The sequence below is a fragment of the Actinotignum timonense genome, assembly GCF_030216305.1.
GTDB classification, from domain to species: Bacteria; Actinomycetota; Actinomycetes; order Actinomycetales; family Actinomycetaceae; genus Actinotignum; species Actinotignum timonense_A.
The window spans coordinates 34,788-57,670 of the sequence record NZ_JASOKT010000004.1 but is presented as its reverse complement, the minus strand read 5'-3'; the positions used below and the strand labels follow the sequence as shown (position 1 = coordinate 57,670).

Below are 22,883 nucleotides of genomic sequence, written 5' to 3'. Positions count from 1 at the left end.
CGTTGGCCTGCGGGCCACCGTTTGACTGAGCACTCACCCACACTCTGTGGATGAACAGTGCGAAATTTGCTCGTCCCCGCTATTATGGCGGGGGCGAGCTTTTTTCTGGGCGCAGGCAGCGCCGCTCAAGCATTGCTTTGCTGCGGAAAGATTGCTTTCAGTGGCGAATAAGCAGAGCTGCCGGTGCGCCGTCGTACGTACTTTCCCAGAAAATACGCTTGTCCCCATTTCCGTCACCCGACGGTTCTCGACGATAACGGACTGCCCCGCGCGATCCGTCACCATCAGGAGGAATCTTGATTAAGGCTTTCGCAGCTGCTTTCCGCACCCCGGATCTGCGCCGCAAGTTGCTTTTCACCATGATGATTATGGTGATTTACCGCTTGGGCAGCTTCATCCCGGCTCCGTTCGTGAGCCTGAGTAATATTCGGGAGTGCACCACGCAGCAGTCGGGCGCGCAGGATCTCATCGATATGCTCAACCTGTTCTCAGGTGGTGCGATGATGCAGCTCTCCGTTTTCGCCCTCGGAATTATGCCCTATATTACGGCCTCGATTATTGTGCAGCTGCTGCGCGTGGTCATCCCGCGTTTCCAGGAACTGCATAAGCAGGGCCAGTCGGGTACCGCGAAGCTGACGGAATACACCCGCTACCTCACCATCGGCCTGGGCCTGCTCCAGTCCTCGGTGGTGGTGGCCACCGCGAACTTCACGCTTTTCGCCGGGTGTAAAGAACCGGTGATCCCGAATGCCACCTGGTGGACCTACACCATGACCATCCTCGCCATGACGGCCGGCACCGGCCTCATCATGTGGATGGCCGAACTCATCACCGAACGCGGGGTGGGCAACGGTATGTCCATCCTTATCTTCACCGGTATCTGCGCCGGCTTCCCCTCGATGATGGGCCAGATCTACGCCGGGCACGGCATCGGCACCCTTCTCATCGTGATCGTGGTCTTCGCGCTCATCACCCTGGTTGTTACTTTCGTGGAGCAATCCCAGCGCCGCATTCCGGTTCAGTACGCCAAGCGCGTGATCGGCCGGCGCACCTACGGCGGGTCCACCACCTACCTGCCCATCAAGATCAATATGGCGAACGTTATCCCGGTGATCTTCGCCTCCTCGATCCTCATGCTCCCCACCATGATTTCCACCTTCGGGAATCAGAACTCTTCGTGGGTGGTCTGGATCCAGCGCAACTTCCAGCACAATGGCTGGGCCTATATCCTCACCTACGCGCTTCTCACCTTCGCTTTCACCTTCTTCTACACCTCCATCGCTTTCGATACGGACGAAGTGGCGGACAATATGAAGAAGTACGGCGGCTTCATTCCGAATGTGCGCGCCGGCAAACCCACCGCGGATTACCTCCACTTTGTGTCGAATCGCCTCACCTGGGTGGGTGCCACCTACCTCACCATCGTGGCCCTCATCCCGCTGCTGCTCTTCAGCGCGCTCGGCATCGTACAGTCCGGCTTCGGCGGTACCTCCATCATGATTCTGGTGGGTGTGGGCCTCCAGACCGTCAAGGACATCAACGCACAGCTCCAGCAGCGCCACTACGAAGGCTTCCTCGGCGGTATCCGCTAGCGCGGCCTCGCCCCTTCTTTCCGGCGGGGCGCGCGGGCGCTCCGCATCGATAACACAGAAAGGTGCCACTCATGTCAGTACGTTTGATTTTGGTTGGCCCCCCGGGCGCGGGCAAAGGCACCCAGGCGGCCGGTATTGCGCAGCGCTACGGTATCCCGGCGATTTCCACCGGTGACCTGTTCCGCGCGCACGCCAAGGCTCAGGATGAACTCGGGCGCCTGGCGGCCTCCTATTCGGAAAAGGGCGAGCTGGTTCCCGATTCCGTGACGAACCAGATGGTGGAGGAGCGCCTGGGCGAAGCCGATGCGGCCGCCGGTTTCCTCCTCGATGGTTACCCGCGCAATCTTGATCAGGTAAGCGCTCTGGATACCATGCTCGGTGAGAAGAACGTGGACGCCGTGGTGGAACTGCAGGCCGACGACGACGTGGTGGTCCAGCGCCTCCTCGGGCGCGCTCTTGAGCAGGGCCGCGCCGACGATACCGAGGATGTTATCCGCCACCGCATCGAGGTTTACCACGCCACCACCAAGCCGATTATCGACGCTTACGCCAGCCGCGGCCTCGTGGTCTCCGTCAATGGCCTGGGCACCGTGGAGGAAGTCGCCGCCGCGATTGATACCGCGCTGCGCGATTTCCTGGGCCGGTAGGCGTACCGATGATTAATCTTCGCAGCGAGGCGGATATCCTGGGCATGCGCCAGGCCGCGCTCGTGGTGCGCGCGATTCACGATGACTTGCGCGCCCACGTGAAAGCCGGAATGTCGACGGCGCAGCTCGACCAGCGCGCCAAGGCCGTCTTGGAGGCACACGGGGCCGTCTCGAATTTTTACGGGTATTACGATTACCCGGCCCAGACCTGCATCTCGGTGAATAACACCGTGGTGCACGGTATCCCCAGCGAAGAGGAAATCCTCAAGCCGGGGGACCTGGTTTCCTTTGACTGCGGGGCACTCCTCAACGGCTGGAATGGGGATTCCTGTTTCTCCATTGTTCTTCCGGGTGGGGATGAGGAGCAGATGGCCGCCCGCCAGCGGCTCTCCGATATTACGGAAGAATCCATGTGGGTGGGTATCGCCGCGATGGCCACCGGCAAATTCGTCTCCGATATCGGGGCAGCCATTGACGATTTCGTGGTATCCCAAGATCCCGAACCGGGCATCGTGGAAGAATTCACCGGGCACGGCATTGGGCGGGCCATGCACGAAGACCCCACGGTCTTCAATTACCGCACCCGCGGGCGCGGGCCCCGGCTCAAGGCCGGCATGGTGCTGTGCATCGAACCGATTCTTACCGCCGGCTCCCAGGAGAACATCACCCTGGCCGATGGCTGGACGGTCAAAACTGCGGATGGCCAGGATGCCTGCCATTGGGAAAGCCAAATCGCGAAGCACGCCGGCGGTATTTGGGTGCTCAATGAGCCCGATGGGGGAGCGGCCCGCCTTGCGAAGTACGGTGTGGTGCCGGTTCCCCTCGGGGACTAGCTGCGTCGTCGTACTAATAGCGCGGTGCAGGGCTACGAACCCACGCGCCGCAGCTGCGCCGTCGTACTAAAAGCGCGCCGCGCACAACCGTTCCCGGCGCAATTCCCGCGCTACACGTGACCCATAACATCGCTGCCGCCCCTTACGTAGGGGCGGCTTCGTGCAGTAGTATTGAACGTCGGTGCCGTGTGCCCATATGGCGCACGCTTGCGCACCGATTTTGATGTCCCGCACAATCCGGTGCGGGCAACACTGTTAGCGAGGAACATGGCGAAGAAAGACGGCGTCATCGAAGTTGAAGGTAGCGTGATCGAAGCGCTGCCCAACGCGATGTTCAAGGTCGAGCTGGAAAACGGGCACGAAGTTCTGGCCCATATTTCCGGCAAAATGCGTCAGCACTACATTCGTATCCTGCCCGAGGATCGGGTGGTTGTAGAGCTCACGCCCTATGACCTGAACCGCGGGCGGATTGTCTACCGCTACAAGTGATCAACAAGGAAAGTTATTCATGAAGGTCAAGCCGAGCGTTAAGCGCATTTGCGATAACTGCAAGGTCATTCGGCGCCACGGTCGCGTCATGGTGATCTGCAGCTCGAATCCGCGCCATAAGCAGCGTCAGGGCTAAAGCCCCGTTGCACCAGCACTGTTAGCCGCAAGGCAACCCCCGGTCCGGAGGCCGGGGCTCACGGATTAGAGACCCGTGGGAACAGCAGTGCCCGACACCTCCGGCATAACTAAGGGAGCTAAGAAATTGGCACGTCTCTCCGGCGTTGATCTCCCCCGCGAAAAGCGGATTGAGATCGCGCTCACTTACATTTTTGGCATTGGACGCACCCGCGCCCACGAGACCCTCGCCGCTACCGGGGTGAACCCGGATACCCGCGTGCGTGATCTCACTGAAGACGATCTGGTGAAACTCAAGAACCATATCGACGAGAACTACAAGGTTGAAGGCGACCTGCGCCGCGAAGTCCAGGCCGATATTCGCCGCAAGATCGAAATCGGTTCGTACCAGGGCCTGCGTCACCGTCGCGGCTTGCCCGTGCACGGGCAGCGCACCAAGACCAACGCGCGCACCCGCAAGGGCCCCAAGCGCACCGTGGCCGGTAAGAAGAAGGCCAAGTAGGCTTCGTCGTAGTTCAGGAGAAATAGATTATGGCTCGTCAGACTCGTTCTGCTAACGCCGGTGCGCGCCGTCCGCGTCGCAATCAGCGTCGTAATGTCACCGTGGGTCAGGCCCACATTAAGTCCACCTTCAATAACACCATCGTGTCCATCACCGATCCCACCGGTGCGGTGATCGCTTCCGCGTCCTCCGGGATGGTTGGCTTCAAGGGCTCGCGTAAGTCGACTCCCTACGCCGCGCAGCTCGCCGCGGAAAACGCCGCGCGTCAGGCCATGGAACAGGGCATGAAGAAGGTTGATGTGTTCGTCAAGGGTCCGGGTTCCGGGCGCGAAACCGCGATCCGTTCCCTGACCGCCTCCGGGCTGGAAGTCACCTCCATTTCCGATGTGACTCCGCAGGCCTTCAACGGGTGCCGCCCGCCCAAGCGCCGTCGCGTCTAGTAGCGGCGCGGTGCAGCGGCGTCGCCTTTGTAGGTACGACGCCGCCCGCAGCGGCACCGGCCGCTGCGGCACCCCTCCCAGGGCGCGGGCTTTGACAGGAAAAGCCGCGCCCGAACCTCGCGGACAGACGGAGTTTCGCGAGGCTACGCAAACCTCATATAGCGGTTGTTTGCGGAAAGGAAAGAATCGTGCTTATTGCACAACGTCCCGTTCTGAGTGAAGAGAAGATCTCCGAATTCCGGTCCCGGTTCGTCCTCGAACCGCTCGAACCCGGATTCGGGTACACGCTGGGTAATTCCCTGCGCCGTACCCTGCTGTCCTCCATTCCCGGTGCTGCGGTCACCTCGATCCGCATCGATGGGGTGCTCCATGAGTTCTCCACCATTCCCGGTGTGAAGGAAGATGTTGCGGAAATCATCCTCAACCTCAAGGAACTTGTTGTCTCCTCGGATAACGACGAACCGGTCCTCATGTACCTGCGGAAGACGGGCCCGGGCGAAGTGACCGCCGCGGATATCACCCCGCCGGCGGGCGTGGAGATCCTCAACCAGGATCTGCATATCGCCACCCTCAATGACAAGGGCAAGCTCGAAATCGACCTCACGGTTGAACGCGGGCGCGGCTACGTTTCCGCGGCTCTCAACAAGGGCGATAACGATGAGATCGGCCGCATTCCGATTGACTCGATCTACTCGCCGGTGCTCAAGGTTTCCTACAAGGTGGAAGCCACCCGTGTGGAACAGCGCACCGACTTTGATCGCCTCGTGGTGGATGTGGAAACCAAGGAATCGACGACCCCGCGGGACGCCCTCGCCTCTGCCGGCAAGACCCTCGTGGAGCTCTTCGGCCTGGCCGTGGATCTCAATGACGAAGCCGAAGGCATCGAAATTGGTCCGGCACCGGTCACCGAGCAGCGCTCCTCGGATCTGCAGCGCCCGATCACCATCCTCAACCTGCCCGCACGTTCCCAGAACTGCCTGCAGCGCGAAGGTATCCACACCATTGGGGAACTGGTGCAGCGCTCGGAAGCCGACCTGCTCGATATTCGCAACTTCGGGGCGAAGTCCATCGATGATGTCAAGGATGAACTGGCGAAGATGGACCTGAGCCTCAAGGATTCCGGATCGAGCTTCCTCGGTGGCGGATTCGATGATTTCGGGATGCAGTTCAGCGACGATTCTCAGGCCTGAGCAGCCACATAATTTACTAGGAGTAGACAATGCCTAAGCCCACCAAGGGTCCGCGCCTCGGCGGTAGCCCCGCCCACCAGCGCAAGATTCTTGCCAACCTGTGCAAGGAACTTATTCATCACACGTCGATTAAGACCACCGAAGCGAAGGCTCGCGCGGTGCGTCCCCATATCGAAAAGCTCATCACGAAGGCGAAGAAGGGTGATACCCACAATCGCCGCCTGGCCCTCAAGGTGCTGGGCGATCGTGAAACCGCCTACATCCTCTTCGAGGAACTCGCCCCGCTCTTCGCGGAACGCGAGGGTGGCTACACCCGCATCACCAAGGTGGGCAACCGCCGCGGTGATAACACCCCGATGGCCGTTATTTCGCTGGTGACCGAGAAGGTTTCCCCGAAGCAGGCCGTTGTCAAGGAAGCGGAAAAGGCCGCCGAGCGCGCCGCTGCCGCGGAAGAAGCCGAGTCGGCTGAATCCGCGGAATCCGCTGAGTCGGCCGAAAGCGCGGAGTCTGCGGAATCTGCTGAATCTGCGGAAAGCGCCGAATCTGCGGAATCGGCTCCCAGCGCGGACGAAGCTGCGGAGGCCGAGAAGGCCGAAGAAGCTAAGTAAGCCAGAGAAGCGCCTGCGGTTGGTTCGGTCACGTGAGTAAACCGAACCGCCGGGAAGCTTGAGAGAAGGGCTTCGGAAACGTGAGTTTCCGGAGCCCTTTTCGCTGCCCGCAGGACGCAGGGCTACTGTTGCCTGCGGGGAGCGGGGCTACTGTTCCGCACGAGCCCGCTCGGAAGCGGCCACCAGATCCCAAGCGCGCACCCCGCCACTCATCCCGGCGGCATTCGGAATAAAGACCACCGAACCGCTCAAGCGTTCGCGCACGCTCTCGGTGATGCGCGCCGCGTTGCCGCCCCCGAGGTAGAGGGTGTCCCAGCGGATCACCGGGTAGAGGGACTCAATAGCGCGGGCCACCTGGCGGCTCCACGCGGCATCGCCCAGGCGGATGCGCTCAATTTCGCCGATCACATCATCATAGGTGAGGCCCCAGCGCAGCGGGGCATGCGAAAACTCCAGGTGGGGAGCCAGAACCCCGTTATCAACAATGGCATTGCCCAGCCCGGTTCCGAAGGTGAGCACCACTTCCAGGCCCTGGCCGGTCACGGTTGCGGCGGCGGCTACTTCAGCGTCGTTGAGCACCAGGGTGGACCGGGAAAAACGCGTGGTGAGTGCGGCGCGAATATCCAGGCCGTTCCAGGCGGCCTCCATCTCCGGGTCGAGGCGGGTGTGCGGGCCGGCACGGCGAATGTAATGCGGGGTATAAACCACCACGCCGTGGCGGAGCATCCCCGGCATTCCTACCGTGAGGCGCTCAAAATCGCAGCCCTCGGCGCGCAGTGCGGCGGCATCCGCGGCAATGATATTTTCCAGGGCCGCGGGGGAGAAGGGGTAGCGGACCGGGGTGCGCCGGGCCGGCCCGATCTGGGTGCCGGCCGCGTCCAGCAGCGCCGTTTTGATACCGCCCCCGCCGCAATCCACCGCGAAAGTGCGCGGCCCGGAAACAGCGGCCGCGGTGGTGGCGTTCGCGGCGTCCTCCGGGCTGGGTGCACTCGCGTACAGTGGCGCGGTCCCGAGTGGGAGGGCCGGCTCTTCGCTTTCGAGTGCACGGCCCTCGGCTACACAGGCCTCGGCTACACAGGCCTCGGCTACGTGCCCCTCGAGCCCGCGGCCTTCTGGCGCGCGGCTCGCGGGTATGCGGGCGGAGGGCTCGGCGTGGGAAACTGGATCCATGAGTGACACGCTAGCGCAAAACCTTCGGCTTCGGCTTGATCTTTCCTACGACGGTACTGAATTTCACGGTTGGGCGGCGCAGCCCGGCCTGCGCACCGTGGAAGGCACTCTCACCGAAGCCCTCGCCACGGTGCTGCGCGTGCCGGTCGCCCTCACCGTTGCCGGGCGCACCGACGCCGGGGTGCATGCCCGCGGGCAGGTCGCTCATATGGATGTGCCGCGCACGGCTCTTGCTGCGGTGGCGGGGCGCTCTCAAGATGACCCCACCCGGGTGCTGGTGCGGCGCGTGCAGGGCCTGCTCGCGCGGGGTGCGGGCGGACCGCGAGGGAGTGCCGATATTGTGCTCCACAGCGCCCGCGAAGTTTCCCCCGATTTCGACGCCCGTTTTTCCGCGGTTTCGCGCGAATACACGTACCGCATTGCGGTGGGTCACTTTGATCCCTTACGACGACGCGACGTCCTCTGGCTGGCCGGCCCGCTCGACCTCAACGCGATGAGGGAGGCCGCGGCCTCCCTCCTGGGCGAACACGATTTCCTCTCCTATTGCAAACCGCGCCCGGGAGCGACGACGGTCCGCGAGCTCCTGGCTCTGGACGTGGCTGAAGAAGGCGAGCTAGTAACCATCCACGCGGTGGCCGATGCTTTTTGCCATTCCATGGTGCGGACCCTGGTCGGCTCGCTGCTCCGGGTGGGCGAGGGGCAGCGCGACGCCGCCTGGCCACTCCGGCGCCTGCGCGAAGCGAGCCGCGACGGCGAGGTGGTGGTGGCCCCGCCCCATCCCCTCACCCTGGAAAAAGTGAATTATCCCGAACCGAGCCAGTGGGCCGCGCGCGCCGCGGCATCCCGGGCCATCCGCACCCTGCTCGAGGATTAGCCGGGCGCTACCATTGCGCAAGCTCGGCGCGGCGAAACGTACCCCCGCTGCTCCCCGCGTGACGAGCATCGTCAATTCAGGCCGATTTAATGTGTCGTAGGCTCCGAGTAAAATCGAGGCGTGACTCAGGAACAAAGCGATGTCGGGCAAACAACGCCGGTGCTCTCGGTGCGGCACAGCGCTGATCAGCGCTGGCCAGTCCCCGCGCGCCCGCCCGCCTATACCCGCCTGCCCCGGCAGCGGCTGCGGCGCGGCTTCCCTTTGTATGCGGTATTGGCGGGCCTGTTCGTCGTCGTCGCCCTGATTTATAGTTTCTGGCTGGCCGTGCTGCTTTTGCTGCGCGGGCTTCCCGGGCAACCGCTGTGGTGGCTCCACCTGCTGGTATTTTGGGCGCTCGCGGCGTATTTCGCTTTCCCGCGCCTGCACCAGCTGTTTTCGCTGATGTATGTGCCGGATTATTTCTTCGGGCGCACCAAAACTGCGGACGGCATCCTCGGGGACCCGGTCAATATCGGCTGGGAGGGCAGCGAAGCGGATATTCACGCCGCCATGCGGGCCGCGGGCTGGATCGAAGCCGAACCCGTTACTTTCCGCACTTCTTGGCGCATTATCGTGGCCGCGGTGCTGCGCCGCTCCTATCCTTCGGCGCCGGTCTCCGATCTGTATTTGTTTTCTCGAAAACAGGAATTCGCCTACCAGCAGGAAGTGGATGGCAATGCGGCCCGGCGCCACCACGTACGCTTTTGGCGCTGCCCGCCGGATTGGACGCTCCCGGGCGGGGAACGCATCACCTGGCTCGCGGCCGGAACCTTTGATCGCAGCGTGGGGCTATCCATTTTCACCGGGCAATTCACCCACAAAATCGATCCGAATATTGATGCCGAGCGGGATTTCATTATCAATACGGTGCGTTACGCGGATCCCGATAGCCACGTGAGCGTGATCGAGCAGTATTTCAACGCCTATAGCTCGCGTAACGGCGGCGGGGATGAGATTCAAACCGACGGCGATCTTCCCATCCTCGATGTCACCGGCGCGGCCGCGCGTCTGGAAGAGGGCGTAGAGGAGAGCTTCCCCGATGCGGAGGGAACGTACGGTGAGGGAACGCGTGGTGAGCGTGGTTCCGGTAATGGTACGACGGCGCTGCCGGGCCGCGGGCGCTCTGGCCATCCGCGCGCGGGCCGGCGGGGTTCGGGATACCCGGGCCGGCGCCGGCACGCTGGCCCGGCGGGCAAGCCGGGGTGGCGCAATTCCAGTGCTATGGCAGAAAAGGCCACCGAGCTGGCGCGCACCGCGGCCGAACACCGCGTCCCGCCCGGGGCTCTGCTCTTTTCCGCCGTGGCGATCACGGTGCTGCTGGGGGCCGCGCTGGTCACCGATATGCTCCCGGCTTCCGCGGTAGATGTGGTGCTCTACCTGGTTATGCTGCTGCTCCTGTTCGGGGTGGCCAACCATTCCCGGGTGGCCTGGGTGCTCTTCCTCGCCTGCGAAGCGGGTATTGCGCTGCTCTACCTATTGCTTGCAACCACGGGGGAAACCGCGGCCATGTACCCGGCCGGGATCTCGGTGCTGGTGGTGCTGGCAATCACCGCACCGCATGTGCGCCTGTGGGTCACAGAAGGCCGGGCCGAACCCGTGGTGGATCTGCCCACCCCAATCCTGTAATACCCGATCCTGTCATGCCCGCTTCTTTAGCTCCCACCCGCGCTTCTTTAGCTCCCACCCGAACTGCCGCGGCGCGCGGGAAAGTGAGGCGGCGGGCCGGTGCGGCGTCGTCGTACTTTCCCGCGCGGAAGCGCCGGTGGAGTACCTCACAGCGCCGGCAAAGCTTTGACCGGCATAGGCGCTACGGGTATGATAGAGCGTTGTTGTCCATACCATCGGCGCGATGCTTATTCCCACTCGTCGCGCGCTGTGAAGGGCACATCTAACTTTTGACCGTTACGGTTTCGCCCGCCACCACGGCGGATGTTCGGAACCAATATCAGAAACGAAGGCTACGCACGTGCGCACGTACACTCCTAAGCCCGGCGACATTGAGAAGAAGTGGTACATCATTGACGCCACCGATGTTGTCCTCGGGCGTTTGGCAGCTCAGGTTGCCGCCCTGCTCCGTGGGAAGCACAAACCGAATTTTGCTCCTCACATGGATACCGGCGATTTCGTTATTATCACGAATGCGAGCAAGGTGACCCTCACGGGAAGCAAGGCAACGCAGAAGATGGCTTACCGGCATTCCGGTTACCCGGGGGGCCTTAAGGCCACCTCGTACGCCGAACTCCTTGCCTCGAATCCCGAGCAGGCCGTTATTAAGGCGGTGCGCGGCATGCTTCCGCACACATCTCTCGGCCGCCAGCAGCTGAAGAAGCTGAAGGTTTTCGCCGGCGCTGAGCATCCGCACGGAGCTCAGAAGCCCGAACCTTACGAGCTGAAGAAGATCGCCCAATAAGCGAGTCGCGTTCGGCCGCTTTTTTCGGAACAGGATTTACATCAATGTCAGAAACTCAAATTGACACCCAGGTGGAGGAGGAGTTCAGCGGCTCCTACACCACAGAGACCGAAACCCCCAAGGTCGGTCAGGGTGTATCCGCCGCTGTCCCGGGTCAGGCACTCGGCCGCCGCAAGGAAGCCGTTGCCCGCGTCCGGCTCGTCCCCGGCTCCGGGGAATGGAAGGTGAACGGCCGCGACCTGGCCGATTACTTCCCCAACAAAATCCATCAGCAGCTCGTGAAGTCCCCCTTCACCCTGCTTGATCTCGAAGGCCGTTTCGATGTTATCGCCCGTATCAACGGCGGTGGCATTTCCGGCCAGGCCGGTGCGCTGCGTCTTGGCATCGCCCGCGCCCTCAACGAAATTGACCGCGAAGCGAATCGCCCGGCCCTCAAGAAGGCCGGTTACCTCACCCGCGATGCTCGCGCGGTGGAACGCAAGAAGGCCGGCCTGAAGAAGGCCCGCAAGGCTTCGCAGTTCTCCAAGCGTTAAGCTTCGGGGCTATGCGCCATTTCGGCGCAGCGCTCAGTTTTTACAAGGGAGGTCCCATTCGGGGCCTCCCTTGTTGTATGTGCGCGGGGTGGGTGTGCTCGGTTTGCGGTTCTCGGTTTGCGGTTCGCCGTGCCCTGTGCCCCGCGCCCCGTTCGCCTTTCACCCTTTGGCCATCACGCGTCCACCCCGCGTTCCTTTTTCCGCCGGCCGGCCGCGCGCGTTACAGTAGAACACAGCGCACCCGCGGTGTCAGCCAGAGCGGCTAGCTTCAACAAGCTCCACAGCCGCCCCGGTTCCTGGCCCGCGGGCGAAGTAAGAACAGAGGGAAGCACATGTGGCGCGGCACCGGCCGCGCCCCGGCGAAAGGCTGAGTAATGCCACGACTTTTTGGAACAGACGGCGTCCGCGGACTCGCAAACCGCGCGCTCACGGCGGACCTCGCTGTGAAATTGGGTGAGGCCGCCGCCCGGGTCCTCACCCGCGAATTCGACGGGGAGGGCCGCCCGCGCGCGGTCATCGGCCAGGATTCGCGCGTCTCGGGCGGGATGCTGTCCCAGGCGGTAGCGGCCGGGCTCGCCGGCGCCGGAGTGGACGTGGAACACGTGGATGTTATCCCCACCCCCGGCATCGCCTTCCTCACCGCGGAAGGAGGCTATGACCTGGGCGTCATGATCTCCGCGTCCCACAACCCCATGCAGGACAACGGCATTAAATTCTTCGCCAAAGGCGGCTTCAAACTCGAAGACAGCCTCGAAGACGAAATCGAAGAACTCCTCGGCACGGACTGGGGCCGCCCCACCGGTGCCGGCATTGGCCGCATTAGCGATACCGCGGAATTCGGGGATCGCCTCTACCTCGACCACCTCACCACCGCGATCACCACCCGGCTGGACGGCCTGACCATCGTGACCGATTGCGCGAACGGCGCCACCTCCGCTATCGCCCCCGAGGCGCTGCGCCGCGCGGGAGCGAAGGTTATTGTTATTAACGCCGATCCTTCCGGATACAACATCAACGACGGCTGCGGCTCCACCCACCCGGAAGCCCTCCAGCGCGCGGTCGTCGATAACGGCGCCGATTTCGGAGTGGCTTTCGACGGCGACGCGGACCGCTGCCTCGCGGTCGATCACGAAGGCGAGCTCGTGGACGGCGATCAAATCATGGCGATCCTCGCCCTCGCCCTCAAAGACGCCGGCAAACTCGCGAAAGACACCCTCGTCGTCACAGTCATGTCCAACCTCGGCCTGCTCCTGGCCATGAAGGAGCACGGCGTGCGCACGATCCAAACCGGGGTGGGGGACCGCTACGTCCTCGAAGAAATGCGCCGCGGGGGCTACAGCCTGGGCGGCGAACAATCCGGCCACGTCATCTCCCTCGAAAAAGCCACCACCGGCGACGGCTCCCTCACCAGCCTGCTCCTCGCCCAACAGGTCGCGGCATCCGGGCGCAGCCTGCGTGAACTCGCGAGCGTGGTCACCCGCCTCCCGCAAATCCTCGTCAATGTGCCGAATGTGGATAAAGCCGCGGCCTCCACAAACGAGCAGGTCCAGCGCGCGGTCCGCGAGGCCGAGGAACGCCTAGGGGAGACCGGCCGGGTGCTGCTGCGCCCCTCGGGTACCGAGCCGCTGGTGCGCGTCATGGTCGAGGCCGCCACCCAGGAGGAGGCAGATGCCGTGGCCCATGAACTCGCGGACGTGGTCGCCACAAACCTCGCGTTATAACTCGTACGGTGCGCGCCGCGCGCCGCGCAGTATTTTTTACGACGACGCCGCCACGTATCCTTGCGCCCCGGCCCGCCTATGCTGCTGGCCGGGGCACAGCCTAGCTACGGGCCGGGCGGCTACAACTTATGCAGGTGAATGCGCTGGACCCGGTGGTCGGCGCCCTTGCAGAGCATGATATCGGCGCGCTCGCGGGTGGGCTGAATATTCTCCAGCAGATTGGGCAGGTTGATTGCGTTCCAGATGTCGAGGGAGCGGGCCCGCAGTTCGGCGTCTGGCATATCCGCAAATTGGTGGAAATAGGCGCCGGGCAGATTAAAGGCGACGTCGCGCAATTTGAAAATACGCGAGAGGTACCAGGTTTCCAGGTCTTCCGGGGAAGCGTCCACGTAAATCGAGACGTCGAAGAAATCGGAGACCGCGGTGAGGTTCCCGGTGTAGAAAGCGGCATCCGTGGGAGTCACGCGCGTGGGAGTCACGCGCGTGGGGGTGGCGGTCCGGGCGCCGGTCCGGGCGCCGGGCTGGGTGCCGGGCCGCGAATCAGCTCGCTCACCGGCCGCTGCACCGGCCTCCGCATGCCTCGGCGGCCAGCCGGCCGCGAGCAGTGGCGGCTGGAGCACATTGAGCCCTTCCAAAATGAGAATATCCGGGTGGGCCACCACCTGGTGCTGACCGGACACAATATCGTAAATAACGTGATCGTAGCGGGGCACCTCCACGCGATCCTCCCCGGATTTGACCCGCCGCAGAAAATCAAGAAGCGCGGCGTGATCATAGGATTCCGGGAACCCCTTGCGGTCCATGAGGCCGCGCTCTTCCAGCACCGCATTGGGGTAGAGGAAGCCATCGGTGGTCACCAGGTCCACGCGGGGAGTGTAGGGCCAGCGCCGAAGCAACTCTTGGAGAAGTCGCGCCGTCGTCGATTTTCCTACCGCAACCGAACCGGCAATACCGATCACAAAAGGAGTGCGCTGTTCGCGCAAGCCCAAAAAATCGGAAGTTTTGCGGTGCAGATCCCCGATTTCCTGAGCGTACATTTGCAGCAGCGCGGAGAGCGGGCGGTAAATAGCATCCGCTTCGGCCAGGTCAATCGGGTCGCCGAGGGCTTTCAGGTGCCGCACATCCGTGTGCGTGAGCGGGAGGGGCGCGTTCTTGGCGAGGGCGCTCCATTCGTCGTGCGTGAACGTGACGAGGTGACGGTTGGACTCCATGGGGCCAGCCTACTAGCTGGGCGCCCGGCCCCGCCGCATCGGGTGGGGATCCGCGGCCTGGAGCTCACGGCCGTGCTCAGCCCGGCGGGCGGCCCAGCTCCACGGACGCGGGCGCGCGTTACCATACCAGTATGTTGCGTACCTATGATGCCGCGACCGTGCGAGCCGCGGAAGAACCCCTGTTGGCGGCCGGCGAGCCGCTCATGGCCCGGGCGGCCCGGGCGCTCGCGAATGCGATTATTTGGGAGCTGCGCCGTCGCTCCATCCGCGTGAGCGGGACCCGCATCGCGATTTTTGCCGGGGCGGGTAATAACGGCGGGGATGCCCTCTACGCCGGCGCGTATCTGGCGCGGCGCGGGGCCGCCGTGGTGGCGGCGCTTCCGCTGCCCGCTTACCACCGCGCGGGGGCGCAGGCTTTGGAGCGCGCCGGCGGCACCCTCATCCGTGAGGCCAGCGTGGCGCAGGCGGTCGAGGTGGCACGCCGCAGCGCCGTCTGGGTGGATGGGTTGCTCGGCATCGGGGCGCGCGGGCCGGCGCGCGAACCGCTGGCCTCGTGGCTTGCCGCGCTGGAATCCGAGCGCCTGGTCAGCCCGGTGGAACCGCTCGTGGTCGCGGTGGATACCCCCTCCGGGATCGGTGTGGACGACGGCGCCCTGCCCGGCCCCTACCTCTCTGCCCACCTCACCGTGACCATGGGAGCGGCCAAGGCCGGGCTGGTGCTGGACCCGGCTCGCCGGGCCGCGGGACGCATCGAGGTGGTGGAGCTCGGCTTTGCCCCGCACCTGGGCGAAGCTTCCGTGCTGCGCCTGGGCGATTCCGATGTGGCGGACCTGTGGCGGGTGCCCGGCGCGGAGGACCACAAATACACCCGCGGCGTGGTGGGGATCGTGGCCGGTTCGGTGCAGTACCCGGGTGCGGGTTTATTAACGACGACGGCCGCCCTGGCGGCGGGACCCGGGATGGTACGTTACCTCGGCGAGAGTGAGGTCGCGGAGCTGGTCATCACCGCGCACCCGGAAGTGGTGGCCGCCCCGGGGCGCATCCAGGCTCTCGCGGTTGGTTCGGGTGACCCGCCGGGGGCACCGGCCCTCCTGCACGCCGCGCTCAAAGACGGATCCCCGGTGGTTGTGGATGCCGGGGCCCTACCCACCATCGCCGATATGGAAGCGCGGGCGGGAGCGCGCTTCGGTGAGCACGTGGTGCTCACCCCGCATGCCGGGGAAGCCGCCCTGCTCGCCGCGCAACTGGATCTTCGCGATGGGGATGGCACGCCGTTCAGCCGCGCGGTGATTGAGTCGTGCCCGGTGGCGGCCGCGCGGGCTCTGGCGGCCCAGCTGGGGGCGACGGTGGTGCTCAAGGGATCCGTTGATGTGGTGGCCAGCCCGAGCGGGCCGTGTTACGCCCAGGGCGGGGCACCCGGCTGGCGGGCCGTGGCCGGTGCCGGCGATGTGCTGGCCGGGCTGATCGGGGCCATGCTCGCTCAGCACGCTGTGGTTGCCGAACACGCTGTAGTTGCCGAGCCCACGGAGGTTACGGGGCGCACTGAACTCACCGAGCCTGCAGATGGCGCGGGGGCGCCCACCGCAATCGACGCACCCGGTGCGACTGCCTGCCTGGCACCGGGGGCGGCCGCCCGTATCGCGGCCGCTGCCCTGCACGTGCATGCCCGCGCTGCCGCGCTCGCGGCTGGAACGCCTTTCGCAGCTCCGGCGCGGAGTGCCCTCGGGGAGCCCGCGCCGGCGCCGGGCCGGCCTATCAGCGCAGCCCAGATCGCCGCGCGCATCCCGCAGGTCATCGGCCAGATTCTGGGCGGCGCGTAGAATACAGGCACGCCCGCACCCCGCGCCGCGGCCCGCAGCTCGCCCGCGGGTGACCAGCTCGCCCGTAGGCGACCAGCGCGCCCGCGGTTCACCGGCTCCCGCACTGCATCCCTATCCGCGCCTCAACAGGAAGAACACCATGTTTAACCTCGATCCCGCAGTTTTTACCTCCCGAGCTACCATCAGCCTGGGTGCGCTCGAACAGAACCTCACCCGGGTACGGGCCCATCTCACGGGCCAGAAAATCATGGCGGTTATCAAAGGTGATGCCTACGGCCACGGGTTGCTTCCCGCCGCGCGCGCATTCGCGCGCGCGGGAGCGGACTACCTGGGGGTTGCCCAACTTGCCGAAGCACTCGCGCTGGTCCGGGAATGGGGGGAGCGGCCTACCGAAGGTGAAGCGCTGGCCGGCCACCCGGCCCTACCCCCGGTGTTCTCCTGGATTTACACCCCCGATAGTGACCTCGGCCCGGCGCTCGAAGCCGGGATTGAGCTCTCGGTGGGGGATACCTGGATGATTGAGGCGGTGGCGCGGGCCGCTCAGGCTACCGGCCACACCGCCCGGGTCCACCTGAGCGTGGATAGCGGGATGAGCCGCGAGGGCTTCAACCTGGAAGATATTCCCGCGGCCGCACAACTGCTCGCCGAACACCAACAGGCCGGGCACCTCGAAGTCGTCGGCATCTGGAGCCACCTGGCCTGCGCGGACGACCCGGATAGCGAAGCCACCACCAGCCAGATCGCCGCTTTCGACGAAGCCCGCCGGCTCGCCGCCCGCGCCGGCCTCACCCCGCGCCTGGCCCACCTTTCCGCCTCCAGCGGGGTGCTCTGGCACCCGCAGGCCCGCTACGATATGGTGCGCCCCGGCATTATTCTGTACGGGCTCAGCCCCGAACCGCGCCGCACCCTCGCCTCTGACCTGGGCCTACGCCCCGCCATGCGCCTGGAATCCGAACTCCTCACCACCCGCCAGCTTTCCCACCGCGCCGGCGTTTCTTACGGGCACACGGCCGTTGTTGAGGACGGGGCCGTGCTCGGCGTCGTACCGCTCGGATATGCCGATGGGGTTCCGCGGGCACTGTCCAATAAGGGCTATGTGACGGTCGGGGAGGGGCCGGCCACTCAGCGCGCGCCCATCACCGGGCGGGTGTGTATGGATCAGTTTGTGGTGCGTTTGGATGGGCCGCTGCCGGCCGGCACCCCGGTGGTGCTTTTTGGTGACCCGGCCCGCGGGGAGGTGAGCGCCGCGCAATGGGCGCTGGCCAGCGGCACGATTTCTTATGAGATTATTACCCGCGTGGCGGCCCGGGTCCCGCGCGTGTACGTGAAATAGGCACCCGCGCGACCTACGCCCGCGCCCGCGAAGCGACGTAGAATAGCACGGTGACTGAGAAGATCCTTATTGAGGACGCCGAGGCGATGCACGCCGTTGGCTGCGCCCTCGGAAAACTCCTGCGCGGCGGCGACCTCATCATGCTCAACGGGCCGCTGGGCGCCGGAAAAACCACAATGACCCGCGGAATCGCGGAAGGCATGAACGTGGGCGGGCGCGTGACCTCCCCGACCTTCGTGATCGCCAATGTGCACCGCTCGCGGGTGGGCGGCCCCGACCTCGTCCACGTGGACGCCTACCGCCTCACCTCCCTGGAAGAACTGGACGCCCTGGACCTGGATTCCTCCCTGGAAGAATCCGCCACCGTGGTGGAATGGGGCGAAGGCAAAACCGAGGTCCTCACCAATGACCGCCTCGATATTGATATTGAACGGCCCGTCGGCGCCGCGGCCGGCAGCGATGTGCTTGACCTGTACGTCGATTCGCCCCGCACCCTCAGCCTGCGCGCTTCCGGCCCGCGTTCGCGCCAGCTCGCCGCCGATCTGCTCGCCTCGTACCACCAGGAGAATGCTTCATGAATATTTTGACTATTGATACCAGCGACCTATCCGTGGTGGGTCTGGTTCGCGTGGAACATTTTGGGAACGACGGCGCCGCCGGGCAGATCGCCACTCTGGCCCGCGAGGTGTCCCCGGATTCGCGCCACCACGCCGAAACCCTCACCCCGATGGTCAAGGCAGTTCTGGAAGCGGCCGGGGTGGAACGCGCCGATGCCATCGTGGCGGGAACCGGCCCCGGGGCTTTTACCGGGCTGCGTGCCGGCCTGGTGACCGCCCGCACCCTTGCTTTTGCCTGGGATGTGCCGCTCTACGGCGTTTCCTCCCTGGAAGTGCGGGCCCTGGGCGCGCTGCGCGAGGGAGCCACCCGCGCGCTCGCGGTTATCGATGCCCGGCGTAAAGAACTGTATGTGCTGAGCGCAGAAGCAGCACCGGCTGCCCAGAGCGCGGCTCGCGGCGAACTCACCGTGACGGACGGCCCCCGGATTATTCGCCCGGCCGAGATACCTGCGCTGCGCGGCGAACATACCAGCGTCGTCGTATCCCATGGAGATATGTATCCGGAACTGAGCGGGGCGCGCGTGGTGGAATGCGAACCGGAACTCATGGTGGCGCGCGCGGGCGCGAAGCTCGCGGCGGGCGAGGCGCTCGATACCGAACCGCAGTATTTGCGCCGCCCCGATATCGCGCAGGGTGTGGCTCAGCCGGCGGGCAGCGGTTACCTCGGCAGCTAGGCGCGTGGTGGGGAGTGAGATGCCGCGGCGCTGGCGCGATGTGCCGGTGCGGCGCGTGGTGGCTGATCCGTCCTGGGCGCGTGACCTGGCGCGTTTTGATGCCGCGCAATTTGGGGCGCGGGAGGCCTGGCCGCGCGGGGCCTGGGAGCAGGCGCTGCGGGCCAGTAGCGAAGCCTACCTGCTCTACACGGTGGAACCGCCGCGGGAAGTCGCGGAGCACGGCGCCACTTCGGCCGTGCCCGGCGCCGTTAAACCAAGCGCTCCTTCCATTAATGCGCTCGACGATCTCCACCCGCCCATCCTGGCGGCCGGCGGGGTCAGCCTGGGAGTGGAAGCCGAAATCCTCACCCTCGCGGTGGCGCAGGCGGTGCGGGGGCAGGGCCTGGGCGGCGCGCTTCTTGACGACCTCATGACCCTGGCGCGCGATGCGGGCGGGGAAACCATGTTCCTCGAGGTCCGCTCGGACGACCCGATTGCCACTGGACTCTACGCCTCGCGCGGCTTTACCGCGGTGGGGCGGCGCCCGGGCTACTATCACGGGCGTGACGCCACGATTATGCGCTGCGCGCTGCGCAGGGATGCGGAAACCGGAGTCGGCGAGCAGACAGGCACCGGCGAGGAATGAGCATTAAAGGAGTAAGATTGGCGGGCGTGAGTACAACAGTTTTGGGAATCGAAACCTCGTGTGATGAAACGGGGATCGGGATCGTACGCGACGGCGAGCTGCTGGCGGATGTAACCGCCACGTCTATGGATGAATACGCCCGCTACGGCGGCATTATCCCGGAGATTGCCTCGCGTGCTCACCTCCAGCAAATGGTCCCCACCTTGAAGGCGGCCCTGGAGAAGGCCGGTGTGGGGCTGGGTGATCTGGATGCGATTGCGGTGACCGCCGGCCCGGGGCTCATTGGTTCGCTGACCGTTGGGGTTTCCGCCGCGAAATCCCTGGCCTTGGCGCTGGGTATTCCGCTCTACGGCGTTAATCATATTATTGGCCACCTGGCGGTGGATCAGCTGGCCAGCGGGCCCTTCCCGGAAAGCTTCATCGGGCTGGTGGTTTCCGGGGGTCATTCCTCGATTCTGCACGTGCGCGATATTGCCGGGGATGTGACGGAGCTGGGCGGCACCCTGGATGATGCCGCCGGTGAAGCCTTCGATAAAGTGGGGCGTCTCCTCGGCCTGCCCTACCCGGGCGGCCCGCATATCGACCGCCTCTCAAGGACCGGCAACCGGGATGCCATTCGTTTCCCGCGCGGCTTGGAAGGCGGGAAAAATAAAGCACGCCACCGCTACGATTTTTCCTTCTCCGGCCTGAAAACCGCGGTGGCCCGCTATATTGAGGGCCTGGAGGAACGCGGCGAAGAAGTCAATGTTCCCGATATTGCCGCCGGATTCACCGAAGCTATTACCGATACCCTCACGGATAAAGCCCTGCGGGCCTGCGAAGATAAAGGCTGCGACACCCTGGTGGTGGGCGGGGGATTCTCCGCGAATTCCCGGCTGCGGGAACTGGCCGCCCAGCGCGGAGCCGAACGCGGGATCAACGTGCGCATCCCAGCGCTGCGCTACTGCACCGATAATGGCGCCATGATTGCTGCCCTCGGGTACAGCGTGGCGGTCAGCGGGCGGGCGCCGTCGGCTCTCGATATAACGGTGGACACGAATATGCCCCTCGATCTGGTAGCGTTCTAGCGCCTACCACCCTTCGCGTTCGGCGACGATAGCGCGGTGCTCGCCGAGGATCCGGGTGAGGATCACGGTGGCGGCGCCGTCCCCGGCGTTCTTGTGCAGCTTGAGTTGTTTGCGGAAGAGCGCCGGGTCAATATCGGTTCCGCGTTTTTTGATTTCGGCCCGCATGACGCCGCGTTTGCGCAGCTCGGCAGCCACGGTTTTAGCGTGCAGCGGGAGAACGTCCAGTATTTTGAAACGGGCGAGGAGCGGGGAGGCGACGGCGTCGCCGCTTAAATACGCCAGCCCGGGCGAAATCGGAGCCAAATCAAAATCGCTACACACCTGGTCGAGGCCGCCCGCGCGCATAAGCGCCGGATCCGGTTCGTACAGGTACCCGTCCAGGGGACGGGCCGGCAGGGGAGCGGCCGACTGGCTCGGAGCCCCGCGCCAGGTGCGGTAGTAGCCGACCAAGTTCCCGGGGGCGGACGTGGCGGCGCCGTCGCCATCCTCGCGCCGGGGCTTTTCGGTGAGAATCGTGGCGCCGCGCCCCGGATCGCGCGTCCCAAACCACGCCACCGCCTCCACGAGGTCCCCGTCCACGCTCACCCAGTCGACGAAGGCATCGGCGGGCAAATCCGCCCAGCGAATCCCGGGCCCGAGCTTAATCCCGGTCACCCGGAACTCGCGCGCCAGCGCAATAGCATCGCTGAGGGCCGGCTGCCAGTGCTCGGGGTGCGAAATCCGCTTCCCCCGCGCATCGCGCCGCGCCGGGTCCAGCCACAGCCCCTCGCGGCTTTCATAGCTACCGAGCAGGGCGTATCCGTCTGTTGGTACGACGGCGCAACCGGCATTAGCCTGCGCGAAATGAGCGGTAACCGGGTCACGCTCCACTCCCACGGCGGTCAGGCCGGCATCGGTGAAAGCCTGGGAATCCGCTCCGATCCCGCAACCAAAATCGAGCACTTCGCGCACGCCGGCACGCTGGAAAACCGAGGCGTGCTGGCGGGCCACGCTGGCGCGGGTGGATTGCTGAAGGCCGGCGTCGGTGAAGAACATGCGGGTGGCGCGCTCGCCGAATTTGGCGCGGGCGGCATCGCGCAGCCGGGTTTGGGTGAGCAGAGCGGAGCTTTGTTCGGGGGTGAGCCCGCGTTCGCGCAGTTCGGTGGAGAGTTTGAAAGCATCGGCCACGTTATGGGCAGGCATGGTGGCGAGGAGGGCTTGCCCGGCGGGGGAGGTGAGCCAGTGGGCGACGTCGAGCTGTTCCACGCTTCCAAGCCTAGCGTGCCCGAGCGGGCGGGGCCTAACGCGTCCGGGGGAGTGCCTGGCGCCAGCTGCCCCCACCTGGCACACTATGTGATATGGCTAATATTCCGACATTGACATTGAACGACGGACACACCATCCCACAGCTCGGCTTCGGCGTTTTCCTGGTGGAGCCGCAGGAGGCAGAGCGCGTGGTGAGCGAGGCGCTGGCCACCGGCTATCGGCATATTGACACCGCAGCCATTTACGGCAATGAAGCTGAGGTGGGGCGCGCGATTGCGGCCTCCGGTATCCCGCGCGAGGAACTTTTTATCACCACGAAACTGTGGAATGACCGGCAGGCCGATGCCCCGGCCGCACTGGCGCAATCCCTGGAGAAACTCGGGCTTGATTACGTGGATCTGTACCTCATCCACTGGCCGGCTCCTCAGCAGGGGCTGTACGGGGAGGCGTGGAAGGATCTGGTGAGCTTCCGGGAGGCCGGGTTGGTCCGTTCGGTGGGCGTATCCAATTTCCAACCTGCGCATCTCAATCGCATCGTGGCTGATGGCGGCGTCGTACCGGCCGTGAACCAAGTTGAGCTGCACCCGCGTTTCCAGCAACGCGAAGTTTCCCAATATTGCGCCGCGCGCGATATCAAGATTGAGGCGTGGGGGCCGCTGGGGCAGTCTAAGTACGGGCTTGATGAACTCGAGCCGATTACGGCCGCGGCCCGCGCGCACGGAAAAACCGCCGCGCAGGTCACGCTGCGTTGGCATCTGCAAAGCGGGCATATTGTTTTCCCGAAAACCACGCATCGGGCGCGTATGGAGGAGAATATCGACCTCTTCGATTTCGAGCTCAGCGCCGCGGAAATGCAGGCGATTGCCGGGCTGGATGTCGGGGAAGCCGGGCGGGTCAGTTCCCATCCCGATGAGGTGAACTAAGCTCGCGGAATGGCGCGAGCGTGGGTGCGGCGCGGTAGGTGTGCGTGCCCGGAACCTTGCGGCTGAGCGCGCGCCGTGCGAGAAACTTCGCTTTTCGCAAATCCTTAGCACTCACCTTGACTGAGTGCTAAGTGCGGCTTACCTTTAATAGCGGACGTAGTTCATGCTACGGCTTGTGCTTAGTG

The 22,883-nt window shown here is 64.8% G+C and carries 24 protein-coding genes; 21 read left to right on the top strand and 3 right to left on the bottom strand.

Annotation, left to right across the window (positions count from 1 at the left end; translation table 11 throughout):
* Positions 1-296 precede the first annotated feature (296 nt).
* The 9 genes from secY (at position 297) to rplQ (ending at position 6,436) form a co-directional block, all read left to right on the top strand.
* Complete coding sequence (gene secY, locus QP305_RS03740; RefSeq protein WP_016443083.1) at positions 297-1,592, top strand: preprotein translocase subunit SecY; 1,296 nt, start codon at positions 297-299, stop codon at positions 1,590-1,592.
* Positions 1,593-1,663: 71 nt separating this feature from the next.
* Complete coding sequence (locus QP305_RS03735) at positions 1,664-2,239, top strand: adenylate kinase (protein WP_284904072.1); 576 nt, start codon at positions 1,664-1,666, stop codon at positions 2,237-2,239.
* 8 nt (positions 2,240-2,247) lie between these two features.
* Entirely contained in the window at positions 2,248-3,072 is an 825-nt protein-coding gene (map, locus tag QP305_RS03730; protein WP_284904071.1) for a type I methionyl aminopeptidase, read from the top strand.
* A gap of 267 nt (positions 3,073-3,339) precedes the next feature.
* Positions 3,340-3,561 (top strand): translation initiation factor IF-1, encoded by a 222-nt coding sequence (gene infA / locus QP305_RS03725; RefSeq protein WP_016443080.1) that lies wholly within the window; start codon positions 3,340-3,342, stop codon positions 3,559-3,561.
* 19 nt (positions 3,562-3,580) lie between these two features.
* Complete coding sequence (rpmJ, locus tag QP305_RS03720; RefSeq protein ID WP_016443079.1) at positions 3,581-3,697, top strand: 50S ribosomal protein L36; 117 nt, start codon at positions 3,581-3,583, stop codon at positions 3,695-3,697.
* 126 nt (positions 3,698-3,823) lie between these two features.
* Entirely contained in the window at positions 3,824-4,198 is a 375-nt protein-coding gene (gene rpsM, locus QP305_RS03715; protein ID WP_026428270.1) for a 30S ribosomal protein S13, read from the top strand.
* 29 nt (positions 4,199-4,227) lie between these two features.
* The gene (gene rpsK / locus QP305_RS03710; RefSeq protein ID WP_016443077.1) at positions 4,228-4,638 is read left to right on the top strand and encodes a 30S ribosomal protein S11; all 411 of its coding nucleotides are present in this window, start codon (positions 4,228-4,230) and stop codon (positions 4,636-4,638) included.
* 188 nt (positions 4,639-4,826) lie between these two features.
* Complete coding sequence (locus QP305_RS03705; RefSeq protein ID WP_026428269.1) at positions 4,827-5,828, top strand: DNA-directed RNA polymerase subunit alpha; 1,002 nt, start codon at positions 4,827-4,829, stop codon at positions 5,826-5,828.
* A gap of 29 nt (positions 5,829-5,857) precedes the next feature.
* A complete protein-coding gene (gene rplQ / locus QP305_RS03700; protein ID WP_284904069.1) occupies positions 5,858-6,436 on the top strand; it encodes a 50S ribosomal protein L17 in 579 nt (192 codons plus the stop codon).
* A gap of 147 nt (positions 6,437-6,583) precedes the next feature.
* Here rplQ and QP305_RS03695 read toward each other — a convergent pair whose 3' ends face one another.
* Positions 6,584-7,354, bottom strand: coding sequence for an ROK family protein (locus QP305_RS03695; protein ID WP_284904133.1), 771 nt, complete (start codon positions 7,352-7,354; stop codon positions 6,584-6,586).
* Between the two features lie 250 nt (positions 7,355-7,604).
* Here QP305_RS03695 and truA point away from each other — a divergent pair, with 250 nt between their 5' ends.
* From truA to glmM, 5 genes are all read left to right on the top strand, one after another.
* A complete protein-coding gene (gene truA, locus QP305_RS03690; protein ID WP_284904068.1) occupies positions 7,605-8,480 on the top strand; it encodes a tRNA pseudouridine(38-40) synthase TruA in 876 nt (291 codons plus the stop codon).
* Between the two features lie 120 nt (positions 8,481-8,600).
* On the top strand, positions 8,601-10,145 hold the full coding sequence (locus QP305_RS03685) for an LssY C-terminal domain-containing protein (RefSeq protein ID WP_284904067.1): 1,545 nt from the start codon (positions 8,601-8,603) through the stop codon (positions 10,143-10,145).
* A gap of 340 nt (positions 10,146-10,485) precedes the next feature.
* Complete coding sequence (gene rplM, locus QP305_RS03680; protein WP_087070545.1) at positions 10,486-10,929, top strand: 50S ribosomal protein L13; 444 nt, start codon at positions 10,486-10,488, stop codon at positions 10,927-10,929.
* Positions 10,930-10,973: 44 nt separating this feature from the next.
* Positions 10,974-11,462: a 30S ribosomal protein S9 gene (gene rpsI, locus QP305_RS03675; RefSeq protein ID WP_016443070.1), complete on the top strand. Its 489-nt coding sequence runs from the start codon at positions 10,974-10,976 to the stop codon at positions 11,460-11,462.
* A gap of 374 nt (positions 11,463-11,836) precedes the next feature.
* Positions 11,837-13,183 carry a phosphoglucosamine mutase gene (gene glmM, locus QP305_RS03670; protein ID WP_284904066.1) on the top strand — a complete coding sequence of 449 codons (1,347 nt, stop codon included), beginning with the start codon at positions 11,837-11,839 and terminating at the stop codon, positions 13,181-13,183.
* A gap of 119 nt (positions 13,184-13,302) precedes the next feature.
* Here the strand turns inward: glmM and coaA are convergent, their stop codons facing one another.
* Positions 13,303-14,394: a type I pantothenate kinase gene (gene coaA, locus QP305_RS03665; RefSeq protein WP_284904065.1), complete on the bottom strand. Its 1,092-nt coding sequence runs from the start codon at positions 14,392-14,394 to the stop codon at positions 13,303-13,305.
* A gap of 131 nt (positions 14,395-14,525) precedes the next feature.
* Between coaA and QP305_RS03660 the strand changes: the two genes are divergently transcribed.
* From QP305_RS03660 to tsaD, 6 genes are all read left to right on the top strand, one after another.
* Positions 14,526-16,214, top strand: coding sequence for a bifunctional ADP-dependent NAD(P)H-hydrate dehydratase/NAD(P)H-hydrate epimerase (locus QP305_RS03660; protein ID WP_284904064.1), 1,689 nt, complete (start codon positions 14,526-14,528; stop codon positions 16,212-16,214).
* Positions 16,215-16,353: 139 nt separating this feature from the next.
* Positions 16,354-17,547, top strand: coding sequence for an alanine racemase (alr, locus tag QP305_RS03655; protein WP_284904063.1), 1,194 nt, complete (start codon positions 16,354-16,356; stop codon positions 17,545-17,547).
* A 50-nt stretch (positions 17,548-17,597) separates the two neighbouring features.
* Positions 17,598-18,125, top strand: coding sequence for a tRNA (adenosine(37)-N6)-threonylcarbamoyltransferase complex ATPase subunit type 1 TsaE (gene tsaE, locus QP305_RS03650; RefSeq protein WP_035276466.1), 528 nt, complete (start codon positions 17,598-17,600; stop codon positions 18,123-18,125).
* The gene (gene tsaB, locus QP305_RS03645; protein WP_284904062.1) at positions 18,122-18,838 is read left to right on the top strand and encodes a tRNA (adenosine(37)-N6)-threonylcarbamoyltransferase complex dimerization subunit type 1 TsaB; all 717 of its coding nucleotides are present in this window, start codon (positions 18,122-18,124) and stop codon (positions 18,836-18,838) included. The genes tsaE and tsaB overlap by 4 nt, the downstream gene beginning before the upstream one ends.
* A 7-nt stretch (positions 18,839-18,845) precedes the next feature.
* Entirely contained in the window at positions 18,846-19,463 is a 618-nt protein-coding gene (locus QP305_RS03640; protein ID WP_284904061.1) for a GNAT family N-acetyltransferase, read from the top strand.
* The gene (gene tsaD, locus QP305_RS03635; RefSeq protein WP_284904060.1) at positions 19,460-20,530 is read left to right on the top strand and encodes a tRNA (adenosine(37)-N6)-threonylcarbamoyltransferase complex transferase subunit TsaD; all 1,071 of its coding nucleotides are present in this window, start codon (positions 19,460-19,462) and stop codon (positions 20,528-20,530) included. The genes QP305_RS03640 and tsaD overlap by 4 nt, the downstream gene beginning before the upstream one ends.
* A 3-nt stretch (positions 20,531-20,533) precedes the next feature.
* Here tsaD and QP305_RS03630 read toward each other — a convergent pair whose 3' ends face one another.
* The gene (locus tag QP305_RS03630) at positions 20,534-21,775 is read right to left on the bottom strand and encodes a class I SAM-dependent methyltransferase (RefSeq protein ID WP_284904059.1); all 1,242 of its coding nucleotides are present in this window, start codon (positions 21,773-21,775) and stop codon (positions 20,534-20,536) included.
* Between the two features lie 92 nt (positions 21,776-21,867).
* On the opposite strand from QP305_RS03630, the gene QP305_RS03625 reads away from it, so the two are divergent.
* Positions 21,868-22,698: an aldo/keto reductase gene (locus tag QP305_RS03625; protein ID WP_284904058.1), complete on the top strand. Its 831-nt coding sequence runs from the start codon at positions 21,868-21,870 to the stop codon at positions 22,696-22,698.
* The last annotated feature ends 185 nt before the right edge of the window (positions 22,699-22,883 follow it).